This is a genomic window from Vreelandella halophila, from assembly GCF_019903425.1.
GTDB lineage: Bacteria > Pseudomonadota > Gammaproteobacteria > Pseudomonadales > Oleiphilaceae > Halospina > Halospina halophila.
The window spans coordinates 274,484-295,675 of sequence record NZ_JACHUZ010000013.1 but is presented as its reverse complement, the minus strand read 5'-3'; the positions used below and the strand labels follow the sequence as shown (position 1 = coordinate 295,675).

Sequence of the window (21,192 nt, the reverse complement as noted above, 5' to 3'; positions counted from 1 at the left end):
ATCACGCAATGGAAAGCAAGGAGGAACAGCCATGAGGTTCAAGCGCTTCTTTTTCACCGCACTGCTGGCCACCCTGGCGGTGTCGGCATCCGTTCATGCCATGCCGGTCACCGGCGATGTTACCGGTGGCGGCACCTTTTCCGGGGATGTCGACGCCAACGACGCCTGGCTGACCGAGTCCGCCACCGGCAACGGCGTGGATTTCTGGACGCTGACCGGGAGCCCCGGTGAGACGTTGAGTGTCAGTGTCTCCGGCGACACCACCATGGGGGTCAGCCTCTATCGGGGCGAGGTGGCGTCATTCAGCGATGCGCTGGCGTTCAGTAACAACGGGGATTTCGCTGACCTCGCCTATGTGGACGGGAATAACCCGTTCTACGGGCCCTTTGAGTTCCTGAAAACAGACCTGGCCGATGGGGCGGTCTATACCCTGGCACTGGGCGGTGTTGGTGACGGGTTCCAGACCGGCGGCAGCTTCAGCTACGAGATGTCGGTTTCCCAGGTTCCGGAGACATCCGCGCTCTTCCTGATGGCGGGAGGGCTCAGCCTGCTGGTGGCCTGCGGTGTTGTGCGCCCCGGGCGCAAGCCGGAACTGGCCTGACAAGCCGGGAGTGGCTCCGGATGGGGCCACTTTTCGCCCGATCAAGGGAGAACCGTTATGAGTCTGGGATTCTGGCAGATTGCCCTGATTGTGCTGCTGTTCCTGCTGCTGTTCGGCCGTGGCCGTATTCCGCAATTGATGGGGGATCTGGCTGAAGGCATCAAGAGTTTTCGCAGTGGCGTCGGGGATGGTGATACTGGCGGCAGCGGCCGTGGTGAGGGCGCTGCGAGCGCAGCACTGCCCGACAGTACCGCAGCCCCGGAGGAGGAGGCCGGAGCGGATGCCCCCGGCAAGGAAGCCAATGCGAGCCGCCGGGGCGCCGCGACGGAGGAGTGAGCTGGCGTGTTTGACCTGAGCTGGAGCGAGTTGCTGTTTGTGGCGGTGCTTGCACTGCTGGTGGTCGGGCCCCGGGAGCTGCCCGGACTGGCCCGCACCATCGGTGGCGCGGTGCAGAAGGGGCGGCGGCTCTACCGTGATGCGATGAACGGTGTTACCCGGTTGGAGCAGGAGATTGATGCCGCGAGCCATCCGGAGAAGGCGCAGGGTGAACGCCATGAGCTCTTACCGGAGGAAGTCCGGGAAGCCATGCGCATGACCGCCCCGCATGGGGACGCGCAGCCGCACCATGATGCGGAAGCTGCCTGGTCGAGAGCAATCGAGGAGCGCTCAGGCCAGGGCGAACGGGAGACAGAGCAATGAGTGAGGTTGGGGACGAGGTGCTGGACCTCTCAAGGGCCCCGCTGCTGACCCACCTGATGGAGCTGCGCCGGCGCCTGCTGCGCGTGGTTGTCTTCTGTCTGGGGGCTTTCGGGGTGGCGTACGCGTTCTCGGAACATATTTACGCGTTCCTGACCCAGCCCTTGGTCGAGGCCTTTGGTGACAACCAGGATCGGCGGATGATCTACACGGGGTTGCAGGAAGCCTTCGTGACGCACCTGAAACTGTCACTCTTCGTGGCGGTTTTCGTGGCCATGCCGCTAATCCTGAACCAGGTCTGGAAGTTCCTGGTGCCGGGGCTGTACCAGCATGAGCGCCGAGCCATGCGCCCCTTTCTGTGGTGCACGCCCGTACTGTTCACGGTAGGCGCGGCCGTCGCCTTCTATGGGGTATTTCCGCTGGCGTGGGAATTCTTCGTGGGGTTCGAGAGCAGCGGGAATACCGTCGGCGGGATGCCCGTGGAACTGGAGGCGCGCGTGAGTGAGTACCTGTCGCTGGTGCTCCAGCTGATCATGGTGTTCGGGCTGAGTTTCGAGCTGCCGTTGGTGGTCCTGCTGCTCGCGCGAGCCGGTATGGTGGATCTGGAAGGGCTCAGGGCCTTCCGGAAGCACATGGTGGTCCTCGTGTTTGGCGCGGCGGCACTGGTAACGCCACCGGACCTGGTTTCGCAGTTGGCGCTTGGGATTCCGGTGCTGGGCCTCTATGAAATCTCAATTCTTGTTGTGCGTTGGCGAGGCAGCGGGTGAGAGCTGGCGTGGCGGATGATGGTGCTGCACAACCCTCTGGCATCAAAGGAATTAATGGCTGAGGGGATATGCGGCAAGCGAACGCGACAATAAACCACGTTTCATTTTTGTGACAGTGTCCATTATAGTGCGGCTGCAATCATCGGTCCGACCTTGAAGATGGTGACTCATGACTCAGCCAGCCGTACCTGACGCCACTGCCGATTACCTTGCCTCCGATGCCTCCGCCGCCCGTCTTTTCCGTCTGGGTGTGGGGAGCCTGTTCCTGCTCCTGATCTGGGCCTTCATGCATTTCGGAGGGCTGAGCGTTCCAGGTTCCCCGCTGCTGCTGGTAGCCGCGCTTTTCGGCGGCTACATGGCCATGAATATCGGGGCCAACGATGTGGCCAACAACGTCGGGCCCTCGGTTGGGTCCGGGGCCCTGACCATGACTGGGGCGGTCATCATCGCCGCCATCTTCGAGGCGGCGGGTGCGTTGATCGCCGGCGGCGAGGTGATCAGCACCATCAAGGGCGGCATCATCAATCCGGAGATGGTGGGTGACCCCCGCAACTTCATATGGCTGATGACTGGCGCGGTGCTGGCCGGCGCCATGTGGCTCAATCTGGCAACGATACTGGGTGCGCCGGTCTCCACCACGCACTCGATCGTGGGTGGCGTGCTCGGGGCCGGGCTGGCTGCCGGTGGGCTGGCCATTGCGAACTGGGGCGTGATGGCCAGCATCGTCGCGTCATGGGTCATCTCGCCGATGCTGGGTGGCCTGATTTCCGCCGCCTTCCTCTATCTGATCAAGCTGACCGTGCTGTACAAACAGGACCGGGTAATGGCGGCGCGCCGGGTGGTGCCCTGGCTGATTGCGGTCATGGCCTGGGCCTTTGCCACCTATCTGGTCATCAAGGCGCTGCCCGAGATCTGGGATGCCAGCTTCCTCGAGGCCGCCGGCGTGGGCCTGCTGGTGGCGGCCGCCGCCTTCCTGATAGTGCGCGCCAGTATCGTGCGCCAGGCCGCGACCATGGCCAACAGCACCGAGGGCGTGAACGGTCTGTTCACCATCCCGCTGATCTTCGCGGCGGCACTGCTTTCATTTGCCCATGGCGCCAATGACGTGGCCAATGCCATTGGCCCGGTTGCGGCCATCAACGAGGCCATCACCAGCGGTGACATCGCCGGCCAGGCACCGATTCCGCTGTGGGTCATGCTGTTGGGCGCCGTGGGTCTGGCAGTGGGGCTCGCTCTCTACGGGCCTCGTCTGATCAAAACTGTGGGCAGCGAGATCACGGAGCTGGACAAGACGCGCGCCTACTGCATTGCTCTGGCGGCGGCCATTACCGTGATCATCGCCTCTCAGCTGGGGCTGCCGGTGAGCTCCACACACATTGCGCTGGGTGCCGTCTTCGGGGTCGGCTTTCTGCGAGAATTCCTCAAGACCAACTACGCCAGTCGCCTGCACGGCATCCTGGAGCATCACCAGGGGAACGACCGGGAGCAGCTGCAGGCGTTTCTGGATGATTTCCGCCGGGCGTCCATCGAAGAGATGGAGGCCATGATCCGCCAGACAAAGGAAAAGCAGACGGAAGTACGCCTGAAGAAGAAGGAACGCAAGCGCCTGAAGAAGATCTACCAGGAGGAGATGGTCAAGCGCCATCTGATGCTCAAGATCGTGGCCGCCTGGGTGATCACGGTGCCGGCTTCCGGGTTGCTGGCCGCCATGTTCTATTTCACGCTGCGCGGCATTTTCGTCTGATGCATTGCTATACTGGGGCGAACTGATCATCCAGCAACCGCCCCCAGTCAGGAGAGATTGATGACAACGCCCACTGAAAGCCGCCAGCAGAAGATCATTGATGAGCTCCGGGGCTTCATTCGCAAGGTCCTGAGCGAACCCACCGTGGCTGCGCGCTGTATGGAGATTGCCCGTGAGCACCGCCAGGAGCGCGACGCCCGGGAACAGATTGCCCGGGAGATCAGCGCCCAGACCATTGTGCGGATTCCGGAGGCCCACAGTGAGGCGGATGAGATCTTCCTGGACGTGATCGAGGATGTTCTGGAGGAGGAGCAGGCGCTCTACTGAGCCGCCTTTTCCGTCCCTTCCAGCACTGACGCGACGGCCGACTCCAGGGCCCGGCGCTCTCCCGCAATACGCTCTTCGCGCGCGATGCCCGACTGCTCTTCCAGTATGTCACTGAGAATCTCGTGGGTGGTCAGCGGGTTGGCCAGAACGACCCGGAATACCACGCAGGGGTAGTGGTTGTGCTGGGCCGGTTCCAGCTGTGTCCGTGAAACAAAGGACTTGCCGCGCTCCCGCTGCGTTTTCTGGATGAACCGGGTGATGCGGTTGAGGCTGGCGTTGATGCGTTCAGCCGCCACTTCGTCCGCCTGCGCCAGGGCCTCCTGGGCCCGGGCTGGTGAGTAGCGGTAGGTCAGGATGTTGAGCTCGGGCTCGGTGATCAGCTCGAAGTCATCGTGCCCGCGGATCATGGCCGCAAAGGACTGGGCCTTCTCAATACCCTGATCGATCAGGATCTCGTACCCTTCCCGCCCGATAATGCGCAGCCCGGAGTGGATCAGCATGGCCATGCCGGGGCGTGAGCCTTCCAGCGTGGTGCTGCCCAGATCCTTGGACCCCTTGCGGATGATGTACTGCGCGTGGTGTTCGATCACGCTTACCGAGGCCGGATTCCGGAACAGCACCATGCCCGCGCCCTGGGGCGTGTAGAGCTGCTTGTGGGCATCAATGGTGACCGAGTCCGCCTTCTCGACGCCATTGAGCCGGTACCGGTGCTGGCGGGAGAACAGGGTGGGTCCACCCCAGGCCGCATCCACATGGAAGTGGGCGCGGAATTCCTGCGCGATATCCGCCAGGGTCTCCAGTGGGTCCACATGCCCTGTTTCCGTGGTGCCGGCAATACCCACAATCGACAGAACCTTGATCTTCTGGCGCTGGAGCTCCAGGCAGCGGTCACGCAGGGCGTCCGGGTCGATGCGGTTGTCGGCATCCGTGGCAATGGGGATCAGGCTGTCACGCCCAATCCCGAGAACATCAGCCGCCTTGGTGAGCGAGTAGTGGCCCCGTTCGGATACCAGTACCGCGGCCCCTTCATGACCGTAGAAACGCAGCGCGCGGAAGAGTCCTTCACGGTGTACCCCCCTGAATCCGCCCTCAGGGGGGAAGGCATGGTTACGGGCTACCCACAGTGCCGTGAGGTTGGCGATGGTACCCCCGGAGCACATGGCCCCGAGCGCGTGATGCGGGTCATGCATCCATTGCCGGTACCAGGCGTCCTCACAGCCGTAGACCAGATGGTGAAGCATGCCCAGTACCTGGCGCTCCAGCGGGGTGAAGGCCTTGGAAGTCTCGGTCTTAACCAGGTTCTGGTTCAGGGCGATCATGATCTTGGAAAGCGGCAGCATGAAGTACGGCAGGGCCGAGGTCATGTGCCCCACAAAACTGGGTGAGGCCGTGTGGACGGATTGGGAGACCAGCTTGTCCAGAAGAAACTGGGCCTGCTCGGAAACGAAGATGGGCTTTTCCGGAACGCGAGGCTCTTGAAAGTCTTTCTCCATCTCGCCCATCTCGCGCTCCAGGGCCACGATGTGGTCCTGCAGGAAGCCAGTCAGGTTCCGGGATATGTCCTGATCCAAACGGCTGAGCGTCGAATCCGGGGCCTCTGGGATCGTGAAGATCCGGTACATCGCCTCCAGACTGGCTTGTGCGGTTTTTCTCTGGCCGCTCATGACTGCTCGGGCTCCGGTGAGTTGCAGGGCGTTCATCGTCAGGTGCCCAAACCAGAAAGTATAAGGACTGAGCTTACGCCAGACCAGCATCCGCCGCTTCTGGTGCTGCGTGCTGGTATGTGTCGAATTGCAACCGGAGGATTGCGAAATGCGTGGGGGAAGCTATCTTGATAGAGGGTGAAAATCCAGTAATGTACCATCTATTCAGCGCGGCACAGAGACGGGTATCAGGTCATGAGCGAGTCGAATACGACCGGGGAAGAGCAGACGGAGCAGGCGGCCGAAGAGACCACCGCCAAACAGAAGAGTGGCCGTGCCAGTCAGGCGAAATCCAGCGGTAAAGGCAAGTCGGGCGGAACGCGCCGCCGCACGGGCTCTGGTGGTCAGAGCAGCACGTCACCGGAGCCCTATATGTACTTCACTGAGAAGGATCTTGACCAGATTCTTTCGAATCTGGACGAGCTCCGGGCCAATGTGTTCCCCAACACCATTACCGGTGCGGCGCCGGACAAGACCGGGCGTAATGATCAGGTCTTCCCGTCCGTATGCCTGATTGGGCTGGGCCGGTGCGGTTCCAATATCGCGCTGGATGTCGCCGCACTGGTGCACAGTGCCCGGACCTATTACCTGCAGGAGCTGAACAGCGAGGAGCGGCGCAGCCGCGAGAAGGAAGTGGGCCCGATGCGCTGGATCCGCAACAGCCTCAACCTGCCCACGCCGAATTCGGTGAAACCGGTGTTCCTGATCGAGCCCATGGTGATGCTGGGGGATCTGGACAAGGACATCGAGGGCCGCATCCAGCTGACCCATAACAAGGAGGACGACAACTACCTCCTGGACGACTACAACAAGCTCAAGATCATGGACCTTTCCGAGGTTCACGCCGGTGGTGCGGGTAACGCGCCCATCCTCGGCCAGTACCTGGCAAAGATCATCCTCAACAAGGATACCCAGCAGTTCAGCAACGAGGACTGGAAGTTCATCCACTCCTACCTGATCGACTCCTGCGGTATCAAGGCGAACCAGTCACGCCTTTACTTCTACATCTTCTCCGCTGGTGGCGGCACTGGTTCAGGCATGGCCTCGGAGTTCGGGCTGGCGCAGCAATACGCCTACATGCGCAAGACCTTTGACCCCAAGCTGGAGGACACTGGCCTCCAGAATCAGGATCATGCCTTCATCTTCGAGCCCATTTTCACCAGCGGCATCTGTATCCTGCCCAATATCCAAGACAACCAAGTGGAGATGTCCGAGGCGCTGCATATTAACGCCGGGCGCCTGCTGTGCAAGTACCTCTCTGAAGAGTGGGACTTCTCCTACAACTTCGACACGGAGGAGACCAGCGACGAGAACATGATGAACCGCATCCGGCCCTGGAACGCCATGATGCTGATCTCCAACGACATCATGCGCTACGCCGAGCAGACGGATGACGGCAACATCCAGTACGTGGATGTGAACGCCATGGAGAAGTACGCCAACCAGTACATCTCCCAGCAGATCTTCAACATCCTCACGGCCCAGGCGGTGACCACCGATTACGACGAGGACTACTTCCGCCGTGCCGGTGTGGACATTGGCGAGACCATTCGCCTGGACGCCAACGACCTGTTCATGAGCCTGGCCGGACCGGTGGCGGTGGCCTATGCGGAATCCGTGGTGCCGACCACGCCCCAGGATGTGGGAGACCGGCGGCGCTTCGATGAGGAGTCGCGGCTGGACATTGATGACCTCTTCTATCGGTCCATCGACCTGCCGCACTTCAACAAGGTCACCCAGGCCATCGAGGGCGTGAGCCTGCTGCCGATCGAGTCCGAGCGTTACCGCGAGCGGCTCAAGCGCTTCCGGGACTCAGGCTACAACGCCGAGACCCTGAGCGACTTGCACTTCTTCCAGAACTGCTCGTCCATTGTCTCGATCGTGTCGCTGCCCAAGGACTACAAACTCTCCTATGTGGACCTGAATCGGCTCAAGACACACCTGAACGCGCTCTTCCCGAACACCACTCTGAAGCGCTACGCCCTGGTGATCGGGGCCTCGGCGAACCTCTCGCTGACCACCCTGGTGGTCAAGAGCCCGTGCCTGAGTGATGACTTCCTCACCCTGATTACGGCCTACATCAAGCGCTGCTTCGCGAATGAGAGTGCCCGTTTTGATGACACCCTGGATCGCAGCATGCTCCAATTCATCAAGAACGATGAGTTCGATGAGCAGCTGGTGGATGAGATGCTCAACGAGTTTGAGAATCCGGCCAAGATCCTCGACACCAACTGGTACGCCATCAAGCCGATGTATGAGAAGAAGTACCGGGAGATGTGCCATGACCGGAGCAACTTCGTCTCGATCAATGACATCCGGCTGAACCGGGACAACATCAAGAAGGCGATCAAGTACCTGCGCGAGATCTACAGGCACCGCATCAGCAAGACCCAGATGATCTCGCTGAACGATGACCTGTAGCCCGGCAGTGGCCCGGAGACCGTCCAGGCATTACGGCTAAGGTTCTGATCAGACTGAATTAATGGTAATCAGCCTGTTATTGCCCGACGCGTAAAAGAATGTGAAAGTTCGCGGCACATTCCAGATGAGAAGGAAGGTGTCGCTATGAAACGTGAATGGATAATCGGTCTTGCACTTGTTGCAGCTCTGGGCCTTGCAGGCTGCGGTGATGACTCCTCCATGGAGGAAGCAGGCGAGGACATGGAAGAAATGGCCGAGGATACCGCCGACAGCGCCGAGGAAACCACCGAGGATCTGACCGGTACCCAGGAGGATTCCATGGAGCAGGCTGAGGAGACCGCCGGGGAAGTTGCCGACGAGATGGAAGAAAGCGCTGAAGAAGCCGGGGATAGTATCGAGGAGAGCACTGACTAGTTAGTGGTGTCAGCATTCTGTTCCAGAAAAGCCGGGCCCTGTGCCCGGCTTTTTATTGGGTAAGTGCGGGTATCAGCGTTGGTCTGGACCTGGTGCGAGTGCTGCTGGGTACAGGGTTCCGACTTCATGATGATCCATGCTCATAGGGGCCTCTCGGGGCTGGAAGGGAAAGGGCACTGTCAGCCGGGTGGCCTGAGACTGGTCGCGGTCATCAGTCCCCAGAGCCAGCTGATCCGGTAGCGGTCATTATGCCTCTTCAGGCAACCAGATGAGATCCGTCACGCCAGGGTCAATCCCTTGCTGGGTGATCAGCGTGGTGAGCTGGCCACGGTGATGGGTCTGGTGGTTGAAGAAGTGGGTCAGGGCCAGCCGGAACGGGAGGCGCCTGGGCTCGGGGCTGACGGCACTGGTGTAGACCAGGTCTCCCTCGATCGTTTCATGATCCAGTGACGCCACCCATTCGAGGATCCTGTTGTCCTCGTACTCACGTTCGGCCCGGAGCGTCTCGAAGTCGGCGTACAGCTCCTGGTCGAGGGACTGGATCGTATACCCTTCCCCGGTGAATCGGCCCATCCAGAGCCGATCAGTCAGCAGCAGGTGATTGAGCGTGCCGTGGATGGAACGGAAAAACGCGCCCATGTCCTGCTTCCTGGCTTCGTCGGAAAGACGTCCGCAGACGTCATAAAGGCGCCGGTTCATCCAGCGGTTGTAGCGGGCCATGGTGTGTGCGTAGGTCAGCATGACGCCTCCTTGTCCGGCGGGTTATCAGGTCCTGGTTGGATGATAACCGGCGCGGACATGTTTTAAACCGTTTCAGGGGGCTGTTTCCAAAAGTCGCAGATCCTGTCTTTGAACTAACCGAGTCCAGCCTCTTTCAAAGAAGGCTCGGGTATGAGCTTCCGCCAGATGCTCATCAAAGGCGGCCTGATCGACAAAGTGTTCCCACAGGCTGAAGCGACTGCTGTTATCACTGTGTTCGTGAATCTCGAAGAGAATGCAGCCCGGTTCCGCACGGGTATGCCTGACCAGTTCCGCCAGTGCTTTCCTTGTTGCTGCCGGATCACCAACGGCTTCCAGTTCCACCTGTTTGATGACTGCTGTTGTCCGCATTATTTCCTCAATGAGTTGTCAGTCCGCCATCCACCGGTACAACGGCCCCTGTCATCCAACCCGCTTCGGCGGAAGCCAGGAAACATGCGAGGGCTGCCACGTCTCCCGGTTGCCCAAGTCGTCCCAGCGGGTACAGTCGGGGTACAGCCTGTCTGAATGCCTCACGCGACTGCTCGGGTAATGCAGCGAGGTTTTGGCGAAACAGAGGCGTATCCACTGTGCCTGGCGCAATGCCATTGACTCGTACCCCTTCGGGACCCAGTTCAAAGGCCAGCGCCCCCGTAAGGGCATCCAGTCCCCCTTTCGTCATGGAGTAGGCGGAGGAAGGGCGATCAGGCAGCATGCGGCGGGCAAAGTAGGACGATATGTTGATTACGCAGCCTCTGCGCTCCCGCAATTGCGGCAGGAGGTCGCGGACCATACGGTAGGGAGCAAGCAGGTTCACGGCCATTTGTTCCTCAAGCAGTCCATCCTCTGTTGCTTCCAGCATGGTGAACCGGGCTACTCCGGCGTTATTGACCAGTACATCCAACCCTTCCTCCGCCTCCCGGAAATATCGGGTCACCTCCTGACACCCATCCTGGGTGGTAAGGTCTGCTTGAATATGATGGGTCGGAGTTGGATCCTCTGTGGGGTGACGTCCAACCGTTATGACCCGGCTACCCCGTTTCGAAAAGGCTTGGCTGATAGCCAATCCAATACCTTGGGTGCCGCCGGTGACAAGTACGGTATGCTCACTGGTTTCATGCATTGCGGTTGCTCCCGTGTCAGATGGAACAACTGCATCTTCCGCCCTACGCGGTTCCGGTGCATTAACACAGGCTAAACACCGTGTCGCTTGATCCGTGACAGAGTGACGTTGCTCATGCCCAGATAAGACGCCAGATGATAGTCGGGAACCCGCGCTGCCAGTTCCGGATACTGGTTCTGGAAGTGCTGGTAACGCTCCAAGGCTGGATAGAGCAACAGCTCGTATTCACGCAGGAATTTCTCCTCCGCGAGCCATTCCGTGAAAGGCAAGGCGAACCTGGACCATAGTCCGGCACTCTCAAGCTGCCTCCGGAACCAGTCAAAATCAGCAACCCGGATTGAGCAGTGTTCAAGGCACAGGATACTGAAAAGGCTTGGTTCCTGGCGGGCGCTGGGCGCTACAGGCCAGATTAGCTGACCCTCCTGAAAGAACCCTTTGTTGAATTCTCGTCCTTCTTCGTCGCTGTAATACAGACGCAGCATACCCTGCTCAATGAAGAGTACCTGCTGCCATTGTTCTCCGGCCAACAGAACAGCCTCCGCCTTCCTGAAGCGCCGCTCCACGAAGGCATCAGCCAGTCGGGTGACAAGGGATGACGCCGTATCGCCTCCCAGGGCTAACGCAAGTGCCTCCCGCACTTTTGCGTTTCCTGGCCGGGTATCGTCAGTGTCGAAACCGGCGTGATTGAGTGGTTGAATCGACATCCTGCTCCTGCTTGATCAGGTCAGGTCCATGAAAGGATTGAAGGCGACCTCCCAGTAATGCCCTTCCGGATCCTGGAAATAACCGGAATAGCCACCCCAGAAAACCTCCTTGGCCGGTTTGATGAGGGTGGCGCCGGCGGCGACCGCCTGGGCAAGGACCGTGTCGACATCTTCGCGGCTGGGGGCGTTATGGGCCAGGGTCACGCTGGCATGGGCGGGCCCTTCCGCAACGGTGATCCCGATGTCGCGGGCAAGTTCCGCCCTTGGATACAGCGCCAGCCAGGTGCCCTCCAGGCTGAAAAAGGCGACGCCTTCCCCTTCAAAGTCATACTGCGGCAGGCCCAATCCTTCGCCGTAGAAACGGGTGGCCCTGTCGAGGTCGTCAACACCCAGGGTGATCAGGCTGATCTTTGGTTTCATCGGATGCCTCCCTGTCCGATCAGGACGATGAATCCCCGGCGAACTGAGCGAATACCTGCTCTCCCGTCAGGGTCTCGGTGTCATTGGCAAGCGCATAGTAGTCCGGCTTTTCATCAATGAAGATCTGGCCGGCGATGCGGAACGTCTCCGACTCCTGGAAGAGACCGGCTGCCAGTACATAATCATCCTCCGGGAGGTAATGGAAGTACAGATGCGTTCCGCAGTTGGGGCAGAAGCCGCGTTCCGCCCATTCCGAGGACCGGTAGGTGGCAGGGGTAGAGCTGCCGCTGAACTGCACCCCGGGTCCGCAGTGCACGGCAAACATCGGGCTTCCGCCCCATCGCCGGCACATGGTGCAGTGGCAGACGCTGATGTCGGTATGGTCGGGCGCCGTAACCTGGATCGCCCCACAGAGACAGGTGCCTTTCATGAGCCAGTCCTCCCTTTGGGTTCAGCTGAGGTTCCTCAGGTGAGTCTATCCGGGATGGTGGTTGGCGTCAGTCGATCTCGATCTGTGTGTCGAGAATCGGGGCATCAATGCGGGCGAGGATGGCCTTTTCCACTTCCTGCAGGCGGTGCTGGAGGAGCTGCGGGTCCGGGCCGGTGGTGACGATGCTCCAGGTGGCGAGGCCGGGGTCGTCCTGGTCGGCAATCTCGGCCACGGCCAGATCCGGTTCCCTGCCCCAGACCCCGCGCATGGCCGAGAAGACGCGTTTCTTGTCCCGCACCGTCTCGCAGCCGTAGACCTGGAAATGCAGGGTCATGACGCCGACGTGCGGATGCTCCATCAGTCCTCCACGCTCGGGGTGGCGCGCTCGATGATGGCGGCGCAGTCGACATCATCGGGCAGGTTGCCGAACTGGAAGTGATCGCGCTGGCGCAGGCGCCCGGCGCAGAAACCTCCGGCAACGGTCTGGTTGTCCCCGCGCAGCAGCAGTGACGCCTGGATGGCAAGCGCCATGCGGTCGGTCAGGTTGCGGGCACGGTACTCCAGATTGTCACTGTGGCGGAACTCGTTTTCCAGTTCACTGGTGAACGCATCGAAGTCCGCGTTCATGCCCCGGGCCCGGTTCACTTCGGCGAAGAAACTGTCGAGCACGCCCGGTTCCCGGTTCATGGCCCGCAGCACGTCCAGGCACTGGACGTTGCCGCTGCCTTCCCAGATGGCGTTGACCGGCGATTCACGCAGAAGCCGAGGCATGATGCAGTCCTCCATCAGGCCGCTGCCGCCGATGCATTCCATGGCCTCGTAGGCGTGCTGGGGCGTGCGCTTACAGATCCAGTACTTGCCCACGGCCGTGACCAACCGCACCAGGTTGCGCTCTTCCGGGTCGTCCTGCTGGTCCATGGCGCGTGCCATGCGCATGGTCAGGGCTACGGAGCCCTCGCTCTCCAGGGCCAGGTCCGCCAGTACGTTCTGCATCAGTGGCTGCTGGTTGAGGCGGCCACCGAAGGCATCCCGATAGGCGCAGTGGTGCAGCGCCTGGGCCGCCGCCTGGCGCTGGCCGGCGGCGGAGCCGATCATGCAGTCATAGCGGGTCATGGCGACCATCTCGATGATGGTGGCCACGCCACGGCCTTCTTCGCCCACCATCCAGGCATGGGCACCGCGCAGCTCCGCCTCGCTGGAGGCGTTGGCGACGTTGCCCATCTTGTTCTTGAGGCGCTGGATCTGCATCGTATTCTTCGTGCCGTCCGGGCGCCAGCGCGGCATCAGGAAACAGCTCAGGCCGCCGGGGGCCTGGGCCAGAACCAGGAAGGCATCGCACATGGGGGCGGAGACGAACCACTTGTGACCCACGAGCTGGTATGCCTTGCCTGCGCCCTCTTCCGCCAGCGGGTAGGCCTTGGTGGTGTTGGCGCGCACATCGGAGCCGCCCTGCTTTTCGGTCATGGCCATGCCGATGGTGACGGCCTGTTTTTCCGAGACAGGGACGTTGCGAGGATCGTAGTGGCGGTTGAGGATCTTCGGAAGCCAGGTTTCCGCCAGCTCCGGCTGTTTCTTCAGCGCCGGAACACAGGCAAAAGTCATGGTAATGGGGCAGCAGTGGGCCGCCTCCACCTGGCTGTGCATGTAGTAGCGGGCCGCCCGGGCGACGTGGGCGCCTTCACCGGGGTCGGTCCAGGGGGCGCTGTGCAGGCCGCCTTCCAGCGCCATGGTCATCAGCTCATGGTAGGCGGGGTGGAAGCGCACTTCGTCGATGCGGTGCCCAAAACGGTCGTGGGTATGGAACTCCGGCTTGTTGGCGTTGGCGCTGTGGCCGAGTTCGATGACATCCGAGCGGCCGGTGATGGCGCCGTAAACGTCCAGTTCGCTTTCCGCCCTTGCGGCGCCTTCGCGCCGGACCGCTTCCTGGAGGGCACGGTCCTCGCGGTAGAGGTTGTAGTCTTCCAGTGCCGGCGGCTGGTTGAACACCTCGTGGGTGTCCGCCAGAAAGGCGCCGTCCTGGTTGCTCTCGAAGGGTGCGTTCATTGTTGTTGTCCTCCCGGTGCGCGTACGGCTTGCAGGCAGAGCCGTACGACGTCATGGATCAGTTGTTCGGCGCTGTCCCTGTCGAGTCCGTCGGCGGCGGGTGACAGGGGGCCGACCAGTGCTTCGGCAATGGCACCGACCGTGGCGGCACTGCTGAGTTTCGAGTTCTGGTCCGGGCGGAAGCATCCCTCGCGCATGCCCCGGATCAGGGTCTGTTCAAAAAGTTCCGCGTAAGCTTGGCGGTAACGCAGGCGTTCCTCATCGACCAGGGGGCCCACCGGTTCAGCAATCAGCGCCCATGCCATGGTGGGCGAACGGATGGCTCTCCTGGCAAAGACTTCCAGGGCTTCAGCCAATGCCTTATCGGCAGGGGCTGAGGTATTCAGCGCCTCACCGACACGGTTGACCTCCACTTCAGTGGCGTGCCGGAAGACTTCCGCAAACAGGTCGCTCTTGGAGTCGAAATGCCGGTAGACAGAACCAATCGCAACACCAGACTCCTCCGCAACCCGCGCTACGGAGGCGGCACCGAAGCCGCCTGATGCAACCAGTTGCTGGGTAATATCCAGGATGCGCTGGCGCGTGGCTTCCTTGCGAGCCCGCATGCGTGGCGTTTCGCGATAGGCCATGAGTGCTCCTGAATCCGGGCATTCCAGAATAATTGAACTAGAGTTCAGTTCTTGCGTCAAGTTCTGTCAATCAGAAAAGGAAGCGGTAAAAAAGCCGGGCTCGGGGAGCCCGGCTGAACGGTACTTCAAGGGATAGAGGTCGGGTGCTGCAGGCAACCGGCCTGACTTTCAGTCTAGATGCGTGACTCCAGCCCGACACTGCCTGCAACAAAAAAACACATCCTCTGGCTGGCAGGAATCCTGCCCGGCTGGTGGGTGCTCTCTGGCATAATGGAATCAATAACGGGACGATCTGGAACAGGAGGCAAGCAGTGACCCACCAAAGCCGAGAATTCCCCGCAACCCGCATGCGCCGCAACCGTCGCGATGGGTTTTCCCGCCGGCTGGTGCGTGAGACGCGCCTGGGCGCGGATGACCTGATCTATCCGGTCTTCGTGTTGCCGGGAGAGGGGCAGACGGAGCCGGTTCCCTCAATGCCGGGGGTTGAACGCTACAGCATTGACCAGCTCCTGATTCATCTGGAAGAGGTGGTGGATCTGGGTATACCGGCAGTGGCGCTGTTTCCGGTCACTCCGCCGGAACTCAAGAGTGAGGATGCCGCCGAGTCCTGGAATCCTGACGGCCTGGCGCAGCAGGCGGTGCGGGCGATCAAGCAGCGCTTCCCGGAGCTGGGCGTCATGACGGACGTGGCGCTGGATCCGTTCACCAGTCACGGCCAGGACGGAATCATTGATGACAGTGGCTACGTGCTCAATGACGAGACACTGGTGGCGCTGGTGCGCCAGGCCGTTTCCCATGCCCGTGCCGGGGCGGACGTGGTGGCGCCTTCGGACATGATGGACGGGCGCATCGGTGTGATCCGCGAGGCGCTGGAAGATGAAGGTTGTGTGAACACCCGGATCATGGCCTATTCTGCGAAGTATGCCTCCAGCTACTATGGGCCCTTCCGGGACGCGGTGGGCTCAGCGGCCAACCTGGGTGGTGGTGACAAGCGGACCTACCAGATGGATCCCGGCAATCTGGGTGAGGCGCTGGAAGAGGTGGCTCTGGACCTGGGAGAGGGCGCGGATATGGTCATGGTCAAGCCCGGCATGCCCTACCTGGATGTAATCAATCAGGTGCACAATGAATTCCGGGTACCAGTGTTCGCCTATCAGGTCAGTGGTGAGTACGCCATGCACATGGCGGCCGGCGAGAAGGGCTGGCTGGACGCCGATGCGGTGATGATGGAGAGCCTGACCGCCCTGCGCCGCGCTGGCGCCGATGCCATCCTCACCTATTTCGCGGTCAGGGCTGCACGCCTGCTTAGGGGCACCAACGGATAAGGACGCATCATGAACCAGGCGGTTACCGATACCAGTGGCCTGCAGCTGCCGGACCTGAAGGCGCCGGAGAACTATTTCAATCGCGAGCTCAGCCACCTTCAGTTCAATTACCGGGTGCTGCGCCAGGCCTGCGACGAGAGTCATCCGCTGCTGGAACGGCTGATGTTCTGCTGCATCTTCAGCAGCAACATGGACGAGTTCTTCGAGATCCGCGCCGCCGGCCTGCGCCAGCAGCTCAAGTACGGCCGGGAAGTGCCGGGTCCGGATGGGCGCGCGCCCCAGCAGACGCTGAACGAGATCTCGGAGGTTGCCCACCGTTACGTAGCGGAACAGTACCGGATCCTGAACGAACGGATCATTCCCGAACTGCGCGAGCAGAACATCCACTTCGTGCGCCGCCGCGACTGGACCCGGGCCCAGGCGGACTGGGTGGCCCGCTACTTCCGGGACGAGATCATGCCGGTGGTGAACCCCATCGGCCTGGATCCCTCCCACCCGCTGCCGCGCCTGGTCAACAAGAGCCTTAACTTCGTTGTGGAGCTGGAAGGCAAGGATGCCTTCGGTCGTGAGACGGGGATGGCTATTGTACCGGCCCCCCGTTCGCTGCCCCGTCTTGTGCGGCTGCCGGACGAGGTCTGCGAGAGTGGCGACAACCTGGTGTTCCTGTCCTCGATGATCCACGCGCACGCCAACCTGCTGTTCCCCGGCATGCGCATCAAGGGCTGCTATCAGTTCCGCCTCACGCGTAACGCGGACCTGGAGCTGGAGGATGACCTGGAGGACCTGGCCTCGGCCCTGCGCGGTGAGCTGCTGAGCCGGCGCTTCGGCGATGCGGTGCGCCTGGAGGTGGCGGACAACTGCCCGCGCCACCTGGCGGATTTCCTGCTGCGCCAGTTCGGCCTCACCGAGCGCGAGCTCTACTGGGCCAATGGGCCGGTGAACCTGGCACGCCTGACTGCCGTGAGTGAACTGGTGAACCGGCCGGACCTGCAGTACGCGCCCATGACGCCGGGGCTCCCCAAGACCCTCAAGGGCCGCGACAGCACCCTGGATGCCGTTCGCCAGCAGGATGTGTTGCTGCTGCACCCCTATGAGAGTTTCTCGCCGGTGGTGGATTTCCTGCGCCAGGCGGCGCGGGACCCGCAGGTGCTGGCCATCCGCCAGACCCTCTACCGCACCGGCGCGGACTCCGAGATGGTGGAGGCGCTGGCCGAGGCGGCACGCCGGGGCAAGGAAGTGACAGCGGTGATCGAGCTGCGGGCCCGCTTCGACGAGGCCGAGAACCTGGAACTGGCCAGCCGGCTCCAGGAGGCCGGCGTAATCGTGGTCTACGGGGTTGTGGGCTACAAGACCCACGCCAAGATGATCCTGATCGTGCGCCGTGAGAACGGCCGCCTCAAGCGCTATGTGCACCTCGGCACCGGCAACTATCACGCGGGCAATGCCCGTCTCTACACCGACTACAGTTTCATGAGCTGTGACGATGCCCTGGGTGATGACGTTAACAAGATCTTCCAGCAGCTTACCGGTATGGGCAAGACCCTGCGCATCCAGAAGCTGCTGCATGCGCCCTTTACCCTGCATCAGCGAGTGCTCGAGCTGATTGAGCGTGAGACCACGAACGCCCTCGCTGGCAAGCGTGCCCGCATTATCGTCAAGGTCAATGGCCTGACCGAAGCGGAGGTGATTCGGGCCCTGTACCGGGCGTCCTGTGCGGGCGTCCAGGTGGACCTGATCGTACGCGGGATCTGCTGCCTGAGGCCCGGTGTGGAAGGGCTGTCGGAGAATATCCGTGTGGTCTCCATCATCGGCCGCTTTCTGGAGCACAGTCGCGTCTACTGGTTCGCCAATGCCGGTGAGCCGGAGGTGTACTGTTCCAGCGCTGACTGGATGGAGCGCAACCTGATCAACCGGGTCGAGACCTGCTTCCCCGTCGAGGATCGACGGCTGGCGCGACGGTTGCGGCGCGACCTTGAAGTCTACCTGCGGGATAACGCCCAGAGCTGGGAGCTGCAGCCCGATGGCAACTATCACCAGCGCCAGCCGGCGGCGGGCGAGAAGCGGGTGGCCTCCCAGCAGGCCCTGATGCAGCGCCTGACGGGGTCCAGTTGAACCATGCGCTGGCTGCCCCTGATCGCCCTCGCATTACTGGTCGGCATTGCCGTTGGTGCCCCCTACGGTGTGGGCGCGCTCACGGAGTCCGGGTTCCGCTCGATGGTGCGGGATCTGGAGGGAGAGGGCCGTGACTGGCGCCTGACCGGCCTGGATTACGAGCGTGGCTATCTCAACGCGGTGGCTCGGTATGAACTGCGCTGGCGCATGGACAATGGTGAGGAGCAGGTGCTCCCGCTGGTGACGCGCTTCAGTCACGGGCTGACGGATGTCCGGGCGATGACCCGTCTGCCGGACGAGACCCTTGAGTCCATCGCGTCCCTGATGCCCGAGGGGATGGAACCAAGGCTCCGTGTGGAGGTCGGGATTGGTGGTTCCGCAGACCTCCGGTTGCGTATTCCCGGGCTGGACTGGGGGCCGGATACGACGGTCCCGGCGCTCGCGGGTTCCGGGGGCAAGGTTGCGCCGGTTGATCTGCATGGGGAATGGTCCCCGGGCAATGAACACCGGCTGACCATGGAGTGGCCCGGGCTTTCCATGGACCTCGGGGATGCGCGCATCGAGGTGAGTTCCGTTACGCTGGACCACCGCCTCAGTCCCCTTGGCGAGCGCCTCTGGCAGGGCCAGAGCCAGCTTGATGTGGCCTCGCTGACCGTGGACCCCGTTCTGGACGATCCGATCATTGCGGACAAGGTCCGCTTCCGCTTCCATTCCGGGACACAGAAGGGCTACCTGGACGCAAATCTGGAAGCGGTGATCAGTGAGCTCCGTAACGCCGGCCGTTCCTTTGGCCGCCAGGCACTGTTGCTGAAGGCCGAGCGCCTGCACGCGGGCACCCTCGATAACGTGGTGGACAGTTTCATGGCCCTGCGCGCGGCGGAAGCGGCAGCCGGGGGCGGCAACGCGGAGCGGGGGCAGGACCTGATGGATAGGTACGAACGGCTGTCGGAGAACCTGCAGACGCTCTCTGCTCGCGGGGGGCGCCTGAGCCTGGAGGAAGTGCTGCTGACCCTGCCGGACGGCACCGTGGAAGGCGAGGGGTTCATAGAGTATCCGCGCCTGCCGGCGTCGGAGTGGGATCAGCCGGTGAGCCTGATCCGGCATGCCAGTGCCGAGGGCGTCCTCAACGTGGATCGCGGCATGGTCTGGGCGCTGCCGAGGGTGGCGCGCCGTGTACTGGCCCGGCTTGAGCGCGAGAATGTGGTGACACCCCGGGACGGCCGCTATCACCTGGATCTGCGCCTGGAATCGATGCAGCTCCGGGTGAACGACGACCGCTTCGAGGTGCCTCCCTTACTCTGAGGCCACGGCCTCGTGAATGAGTCCGGCGCTGCCGATGCCGCGCGGGTCGGCGGCGCCCCGGATGATATCCGAGCGCCTGTTCCTCTGGATCAGCTGCATATTGCCGTAGGTGCGCTCCACATCATGCAACTCATGCCCCATGGCCCGCAGCGCCTGTTTCTCGGCCGGCGAGAAGGTCTCCGGCTCGTGCTCGATCCGGTCCGGCTGGTACTGATGATGGAAGCGCCTGCCGGCGACCACGGCGTCCGGGTCCATGCCTTCCAGCACATCCAGGGCGGCCAGGAAGTTCATCGTGATGATCCGGCTGCCACCCGGTGCCCCTAGGGCCGTTACCCGTTCCGGGCTGCGGATGATCAGTGGACTCATACTCGATAGCGGGCGCTTGCCGGCTTCCACCTGGTTCGCCTTGCCGCCGACCAGCCCCCAGGCATTGGCATGGCCGGGGCGGATGCTGAAGTCGTTCATCTCGTTGTTGAGGACCACCCCGGTATCCGCGGACGTGACCCCTGAGCCGAAAGGGTAGTTGATGCTGAGGGTCGCGGAGACGATATTGCCCTCGGCGTCCATGACCGACAGGTGGGTCGTGTGACGGCCATCGGTGCCGGGTCCTCCGAGGTCGGCGCTGGGGGTGGCCCGGTCCGGGTTGAGGCTGCTCGCCAGTGTCCGCAGGTAGGCGGGATCCCGCAGCCGCTCACGGGGAATCTCGGTGTAGGCTGGGTCGCCCATGTGCACGGCCCGGTCCCGGTAGGCCCGGCGCATCATCTCGGCCAGCCAATGGACGCGGGTTACCCGTTCCGCGTCCTCGGGTACCGGGCGCTGCTCCAGCATGCCGAACAGCTGGGCCAGGGCCATGCCCCCGGAGGACGGGGCCGGCGCGGTCAGAAGGGTGGCATTGCCGTAGTCGATGCGCACCGGGGCGCGCTCGATGAGGTCGTAATCGGCCAGGTCGTCCAGGGTCCAGATGCCGCCTGCTTGGCGGGCATCTGCTACCAGCTGTTTCGCCACCGGCCCCCGGTAGAAGCCCGAGCGGCCCTCCCGGGCGAGGGTTTCCAGTGTTCGCGCCAGGGCCGGTTGCCGGATCGCATGGCCTTCTTCCGGGACATCACCATCGTCAAGGAAAAGCGCCCGGGTTCCGGGGTAATCGCGCATGACCTCCAGCCGGAATCCGGCAAGGTTGCGGTAGCGTTCATCCACCGGGAAGCCTTCACGGGCCAGGCGTATGGCCGGCTCCAGGCTGCGGGTCAGCGGCAGCCGGCCGTATTCCGAGGCCATGTGGTCGAAGGCCGCGGGCTGGCCTGGAATGCCGGCGGCAAGGGCGCCGTTCAGCGAGGGCTTGTCTTCCCGGACCTCACCCTCGTCATTGAGGTAGAGCTCGGGGTGGGCCTCGCCGGGGGCTTCCTCCCGGGCATCGATGACGACGGACTCGCCGTTGGCCTGCTGGATGACCCAGAAACCGCCGCCACCAATGCCCGAGCTGTAGGGTTCCACCACGCCCAGGGCGGCGGCGGTGGCGATGGCCGCGTCCACCGCATTGCCACCGTTCTCGAGGGCCTGGAGCCCGGCCTCGGTGGCCATCGGATGCGCCGAGGCCACGCCGGCGTTGGGCTCGGGGGTGCCGAAATGGGCACACCCGGCAATCAGCAGCGCCGCCAGCGCTGCCGTGAACAGGCTGCCGATGCGTCTCATGGTGTGG

The 21,192-nt window shown here is 62.5% G+C and carries 22 protein-coding genes; 11 read left to right on the top strand and 11 right to left on the bottom strand.

Annotated elements, in window-relative coordinates:
* Positions 1-31: 31 nt before the first annotated feature.
* From H4I92_RS05600 to H4I92_RS05575, 6 genes are all read left to right on the top strand, one after another.
* On the top strand, positions 32-601 hold the full coding sequence (locus H4I92_RS05600) for a hypothetical protein (protein ID WP_077529671.1): 570 nt from the start codon (positions 32-34) through the stop codon (positions 599-601).
* Positions 602-658: 57 nt separating this feature from the next.
* Positions 659-937: a twin-arginine translocase TatA/TatE family subunit gene (locus H4I92_RS05595; RefSeq protein WP_077529670.1), complete on the top strand. Its 279-nt coding sequence runs from the start codon at positions 659-661 to the stop codon at positions 935-937.
* A 6-nt stretch (positions 938-943) separates the two neighbouring features.
* The gene (locus H4I92_RS05590) at positions 944-1,300 is read left to right on the top strand and encodes a twin-arginine translocase TatA/TatE family subunit (RefSeq protein WP_077529669.1); all 357 of its coding nucleotides are present in this window, start codon (positions 944-946) and stop codon (positions 1,298-1,300) included.
* Positions 1,297-2,064, top strand: coding sequence for a twin-arginine translocase subunit TatC (gene tatC / locus H4I92_RS05585; RefSeq protein ID WP_077529668.1), 768 nt, complete (start codon positions 1,297-1,299; stop codon positions 2,062-2,064). Before H4I92_RS05590 ends, tatC begins: the two co-directional genes overlap by 4 nt.
* 169 nt (positions 2,065-2,233) lie before the next feature.
* Positions 2,234-3,808, top strand: coding sequence for an inorganic phosphate transporter (locus tag H4I92_RS05580; protein WP_077529667.1), 1,575 nt, complete (start codon positions 2,234-2,236; stop codon positions 3,806-3,808).
* A gap of 60 nt (positions 3,809-3,868) precedes the next feature.
* Positions 3,869-4,135 (top strand): hypothetical protein, encoded by a 267-nt coding sequence (locus H4I92_RS05575; RefSeq protein WP_077529666.1) that lies wholly within the window; start codon positions 3,869-3,871, stop codon positions 4,133-4,135.
* On the opposite strand, the gene panP is transcribed toward H4I92_RS05575, so the two are convergent.
* Positions 4,129-5,799 carry a pyridoxal-dependent aspartate 1-decarboxylase PanP gene (gene panP, locus H4I92_RS05570; RefSeq protein ID WP_077529665.1) on the bottom strand — a complete coding sequence of 557 codons (1,671 nt, stop codon included), beginning with the start codon at positions 5,797-5,799 and terminating at the stop codon, positions 4,129-4,131. The genes H4I92_RS05575 and panP overlap by 7 nt on opposite strands.
* A 234-nt stretch (positions 5,800-6,033) precedes the next feature.
* Here panP and H4I92_RS05565 point away from each other — a divergent pair, with 234 nt between their 5' ends.
* Positions 6,034-8,259, top strand: coding sequence for a hypothetical protein (locus tag H4I92_RS05565; RefSeq protein ID WP_245800854.1), 2,226 nt, complete (start codon positions 6,034-6,036; stop codon positions 8,257-8,259).
* Positions 8,260-8,403: 144 nt separating this feature from the next.
* Positions 8,404-8,673, top strand: a complete 270-nt coding sequence (locus tag H4I92_RS05560; protein ID WP_077529664.1) for a hypothetical protein — start codon at positions 8,404-8,406, stop codon at positions 8,671-8,673.
* A 246-nt stretch (positions 8,674-8,919) separates the two neighbouring features.
* Here H4I92_RS05560 and H4I92_RS05555 read toward each other — a convergent pair whose 3' ends face one another.
* From H4I92_RS05555 to H4I92_RS05515, 9 genes are all read right to left on the bottom strand, one after another.
* On the bottom strand, positions 8,920-9,414 hold the full coding sequence (locus tag H4I92_RS05555) for a DinB family protein (protein ID WP_077529663.1): 495 nt from the start codon (positions 9,412-9,414) through the stop codon (positions 8,920-8,922).
* 72 nt (positions 9,415-9,486) lie between these two features.
* Positions 9,487-9,756 carry a putative quinol monooxygenase gene (locus H4I92_RS05550; RefSeq protein ID WP_179105630.1) on the bottom strand — a complete coding sequence of 90 codons (270 nt, stop codon included), beginning with the start codon at positions 9,754-9,756 and terminating at the stop codon, positions 9,487-9,489.
* A gap of 34 nt (positions 9,757-9,790) precedes the next feature.
* Positions 9,791-10,534, bottom strand: a complete 744-nt coding sequence (locus tag H4I92_RS05545; protein WP_077529661.1) for an SDR family NAD(P)-dependent oxidoreductase — start codon at positions 10,532-10,534, stop codon at positions 9,791-9,793.
* A 71-nt stretch (positions 10,535-10,605) separates the two neighbouring features.
* On the bottom strand, positions 10,606-11,238 hold the full coding sequence (locus H4I92_RS05540) for a Crp/Fnr family transcriptional regulator (protein WP_077529660.1): 633 nt from the start codon (positions 11,236-11,238) through the stop codon (positions 10,606-10,608).
* Between the two features lie 15 nt (positions 11,239-11,253).
* Positions 11,254-11,658 carry a VOC family protein gene (locus H4I92_RS05535; RefSeq protein ID WP_077529659.1) on the bottom strand — a complete coding sequence of 135 codons (405 nt, stop codon included), beginning with the start codon at positions 11,656-11,658 and terminating at the stop codon, positions 11,254-11,256.
* Positions 11,659-11,677: 19 nt separating this feature from the next.
* Positions 11,678-12,088, bottom strand: a complete 411-nt coding sequence (locus tag H4I92_RS05530) for a GFA family protein (protein ID WP_077529658.1) — start codon at positions 12,086-12,088, stop codon at positions 11,678-11,680.
* Positions 12,089-12,155: 67 nt separating this feature from the next.
* Positions 12,156-12,446, bottom strand: coding sequence for a DUF503 domain-containing protein (locus H4I92_RS05525; protein ID WP_077529657.1), 291 nt, complete (start codon positions 12,444-12,446; stop codon positions 12,156-12,158).
* The gene (locus H4I92_RS05520; RefSeq protein ID WP_077529656.1) at positions 12,446-14,131 is read right to left on the bottom strand and encodes an isovaleryl-CoA dehydrogenase; all 1,686 of its coding nucleotides are present in this window, start codon (positions 14,129-14,131) and stop codon (positions 12,446-12,448) included. Before H4I92_RS05520 ends, H4I92_RS05525 begins: the two co-directional genes overlap by 1 nt.
* Entirely contained in the window at positions 14,128-14,760 is a 633-nt protein-coding gene (locus H4I92_RS05515; protein WP_077529655.1) for a TetR/AcrR family transcriptional regulator, read from the bottom strand. The genes H4I92_RS05520 and H4I92_RS05515 overlap by 4 nt, the downstream gene beginning before the upstream one ends.
* Before the next feature lie 311 nt (positions 14,761-15,071).
* Here H4I92_RS05515 and hemB point away from each other — a divergent pair, with 311 nt between their 5' ends.
* From hemB to H4I92_RS05500, 3 genes are read left to right on the top strand one after another with little or no spacing between them, the layout of a single operon-like run.
* Positions 15,072-16,085, top strand: coding sequence for a porphobilinogen synthase (gene hemB, locus H4I92_RS05510; RefSeq protein ID WP_281247509.1), 1,014 nt, complete (start codon positions 15,072-15,074; stop codon positions 16,083-16,085).
* 9 nt (positions 16,086-16,094) lie between these two features.
* On the top strand, positions 16,095-18,197 hold the full coding sequence (ppk1, locus tag H4I92_RS05505; RefSeq protein ID WP_077529654.1) for a polyphosphate kinase 1: 2,103 nt from the start codon (positions 16,095-16,097) through the stop codon (positions 18,195-18,197).
* 3 nt (positions 18,198-18,200) lie between these two features.
* On the top strand, positions 18,201-19,499 hold the full coding sequence (locus H4I92_RS05500) for a DUF945 family protein (protein WP_077529653.1): 1,299 nt from the start codon (positions 18,201-18,203) through the stop codon (positions 19,497-19,499).
* Here the strand turns inward: H4I92_RS05500 and ggt are convergent.
* Entirely contained in the window at positions 19,491-21,185 is a 1,695-nt protein-coding gene (gene ggt / locus H4I92_RS05495; protein WP_077529652.1) for a gamma-glutamyltransferase, read from the bottom strand. The genes H4I92_RS05500 and ggt overlap by 9 nt on opposite strands.
* Positions 21,186-21,192 lie beyond the last annotated feature (7 nt).

Bases quoted from the DNA above. Each gene is read 5' to 3' on its own strand.
- H4I92_RS05595 (WP_077529670.1), top strand. From the start codon at position 659: ATGAGTCTGGGATTCTGGCAGATTGCCCTGATTGTGCTGCTGTTCCTG.
- panP (WP_077529665.1), bottom strand. From the start codon at position 5,799: ATGAGCGGCCAGAGAAAAACCGCACAAGCCAGTCTGGAGGCGATGTAC.
- H4I92_RS05500 (WP_077529653.1), top strand. From the start codon at position 18,201: ATGCGCTGGCTGCCCCTGATCGCCCTCGCATTACTGGTCGGCATTGCC.
- H4I92_RS05540 (WP_077529660.1), bottom strand. From the start codon at position 11,238: ATGTCGATTCAACCACTCAATCACGCCGGTTTCGACACTGACGATACC.
- H4I92_RS05560 (WP_077529664.1), top strand. From the start codon at position 8,404: ATGAAACGTGAATGGATAATCGGTCTTGCACTTGTTGCAGCTCTGGGC.
- ggt (WP_077529652.1), bottom strand. From the start codon at position 21,185: ATGAGACGCATCGGCAGCCTGTTCACGGCAGCGCTGGCGGCGCTGCTG.
- H4I92_RS05530 (WP_077529658.1), bottom strand. From the start codon at position 12,088: ATGAAAGGCACCTGTCTCTGTGGGGCGATCCAGGTTACGGCGCCCGAC.
- H4I92_RS05545 (WP_077529661.1), bottom strand. From the start codon at position 10,534: ATGCATGAAACCAGTGAGCATACCGTACTTGTCACCGGCGGCACCCAA.
- H4I92_RS05525 (WP_077529657.1), bottom strand. From the start codon at position 12,446: ATGGAGCATCCGCACGTCGGCGTCATGACCCTGCATTTCCAGGTCTAC.
- H4I92_RS05580 (WP_077529667.1), top strand. From the start codon at position 2,234: ATGACTCAGCCAGCCGTACCTGACGCCACTGCCGATTACCTTGCCTCC.
- H4I92_RS05535 (WP_077529659.1), bottom strand. From the start codon at position 11,658: ATGAAACCAAAGATCAGCCTGATCACCCTGGGTGTTGACGACCTCGAC.
- ppk1 (WP_077529654.1), top strand. From the start codon at position 16,095: ATGAACCAGGCGGTTACCGATACCAGTGGCCTGCAGCTGCCGGACCTG.
- H4I92_RS05575 (WP_077529666.1), top strand. From the start codon at position 3,869: ATGACAACGCCCACTGAAAGCCGCCAGCAGAAGATCATTGATGAGCTC.
- H4I92_RS05565 (WP_245800854.1), top strand. From the start codon at position 6,034: ATGAGCGAGTCGAATACGACCGGGGAAGAGCAGACGGAGCAGGCGGCC.
- H4I92_RS05515 (WP_077529655.1), bottom strand. From the start codon at position 14,760: ATGGCCTATCGCGAAACGCCACGCATGCGGGCTCGCAAGGAAGCCACG.
- H4I92_RS05555 (WP_077529663.1), bottom strand. From the start codon at position 9,414: ATGCTGACCTACGCACACACCATGGCCCGCTACAACCGCTGGATGAAC.
- H4I92_RS05600 (WP_077529671.1), top strand. From the start codon at position 32: ATGAGGTTCAAGCGCTTCTTTTTCACCGCACTGCTGGCCACCCTGGCG.
- tatC (WP_077529668.1), top strand. From the start codon at position 1,297: ATGAGTGAGGTTGGGGACGAGGTGCTGGACCTCTCAAGGGCCCCGCTG.
- H4I92_RS05520 (WP_077529656.1), bottom strand. From the start codon at position 14,131: ATGAACGCACCCTTCGAGAGCAACCAGGACGGCGCCTTTCTGGCGGAC.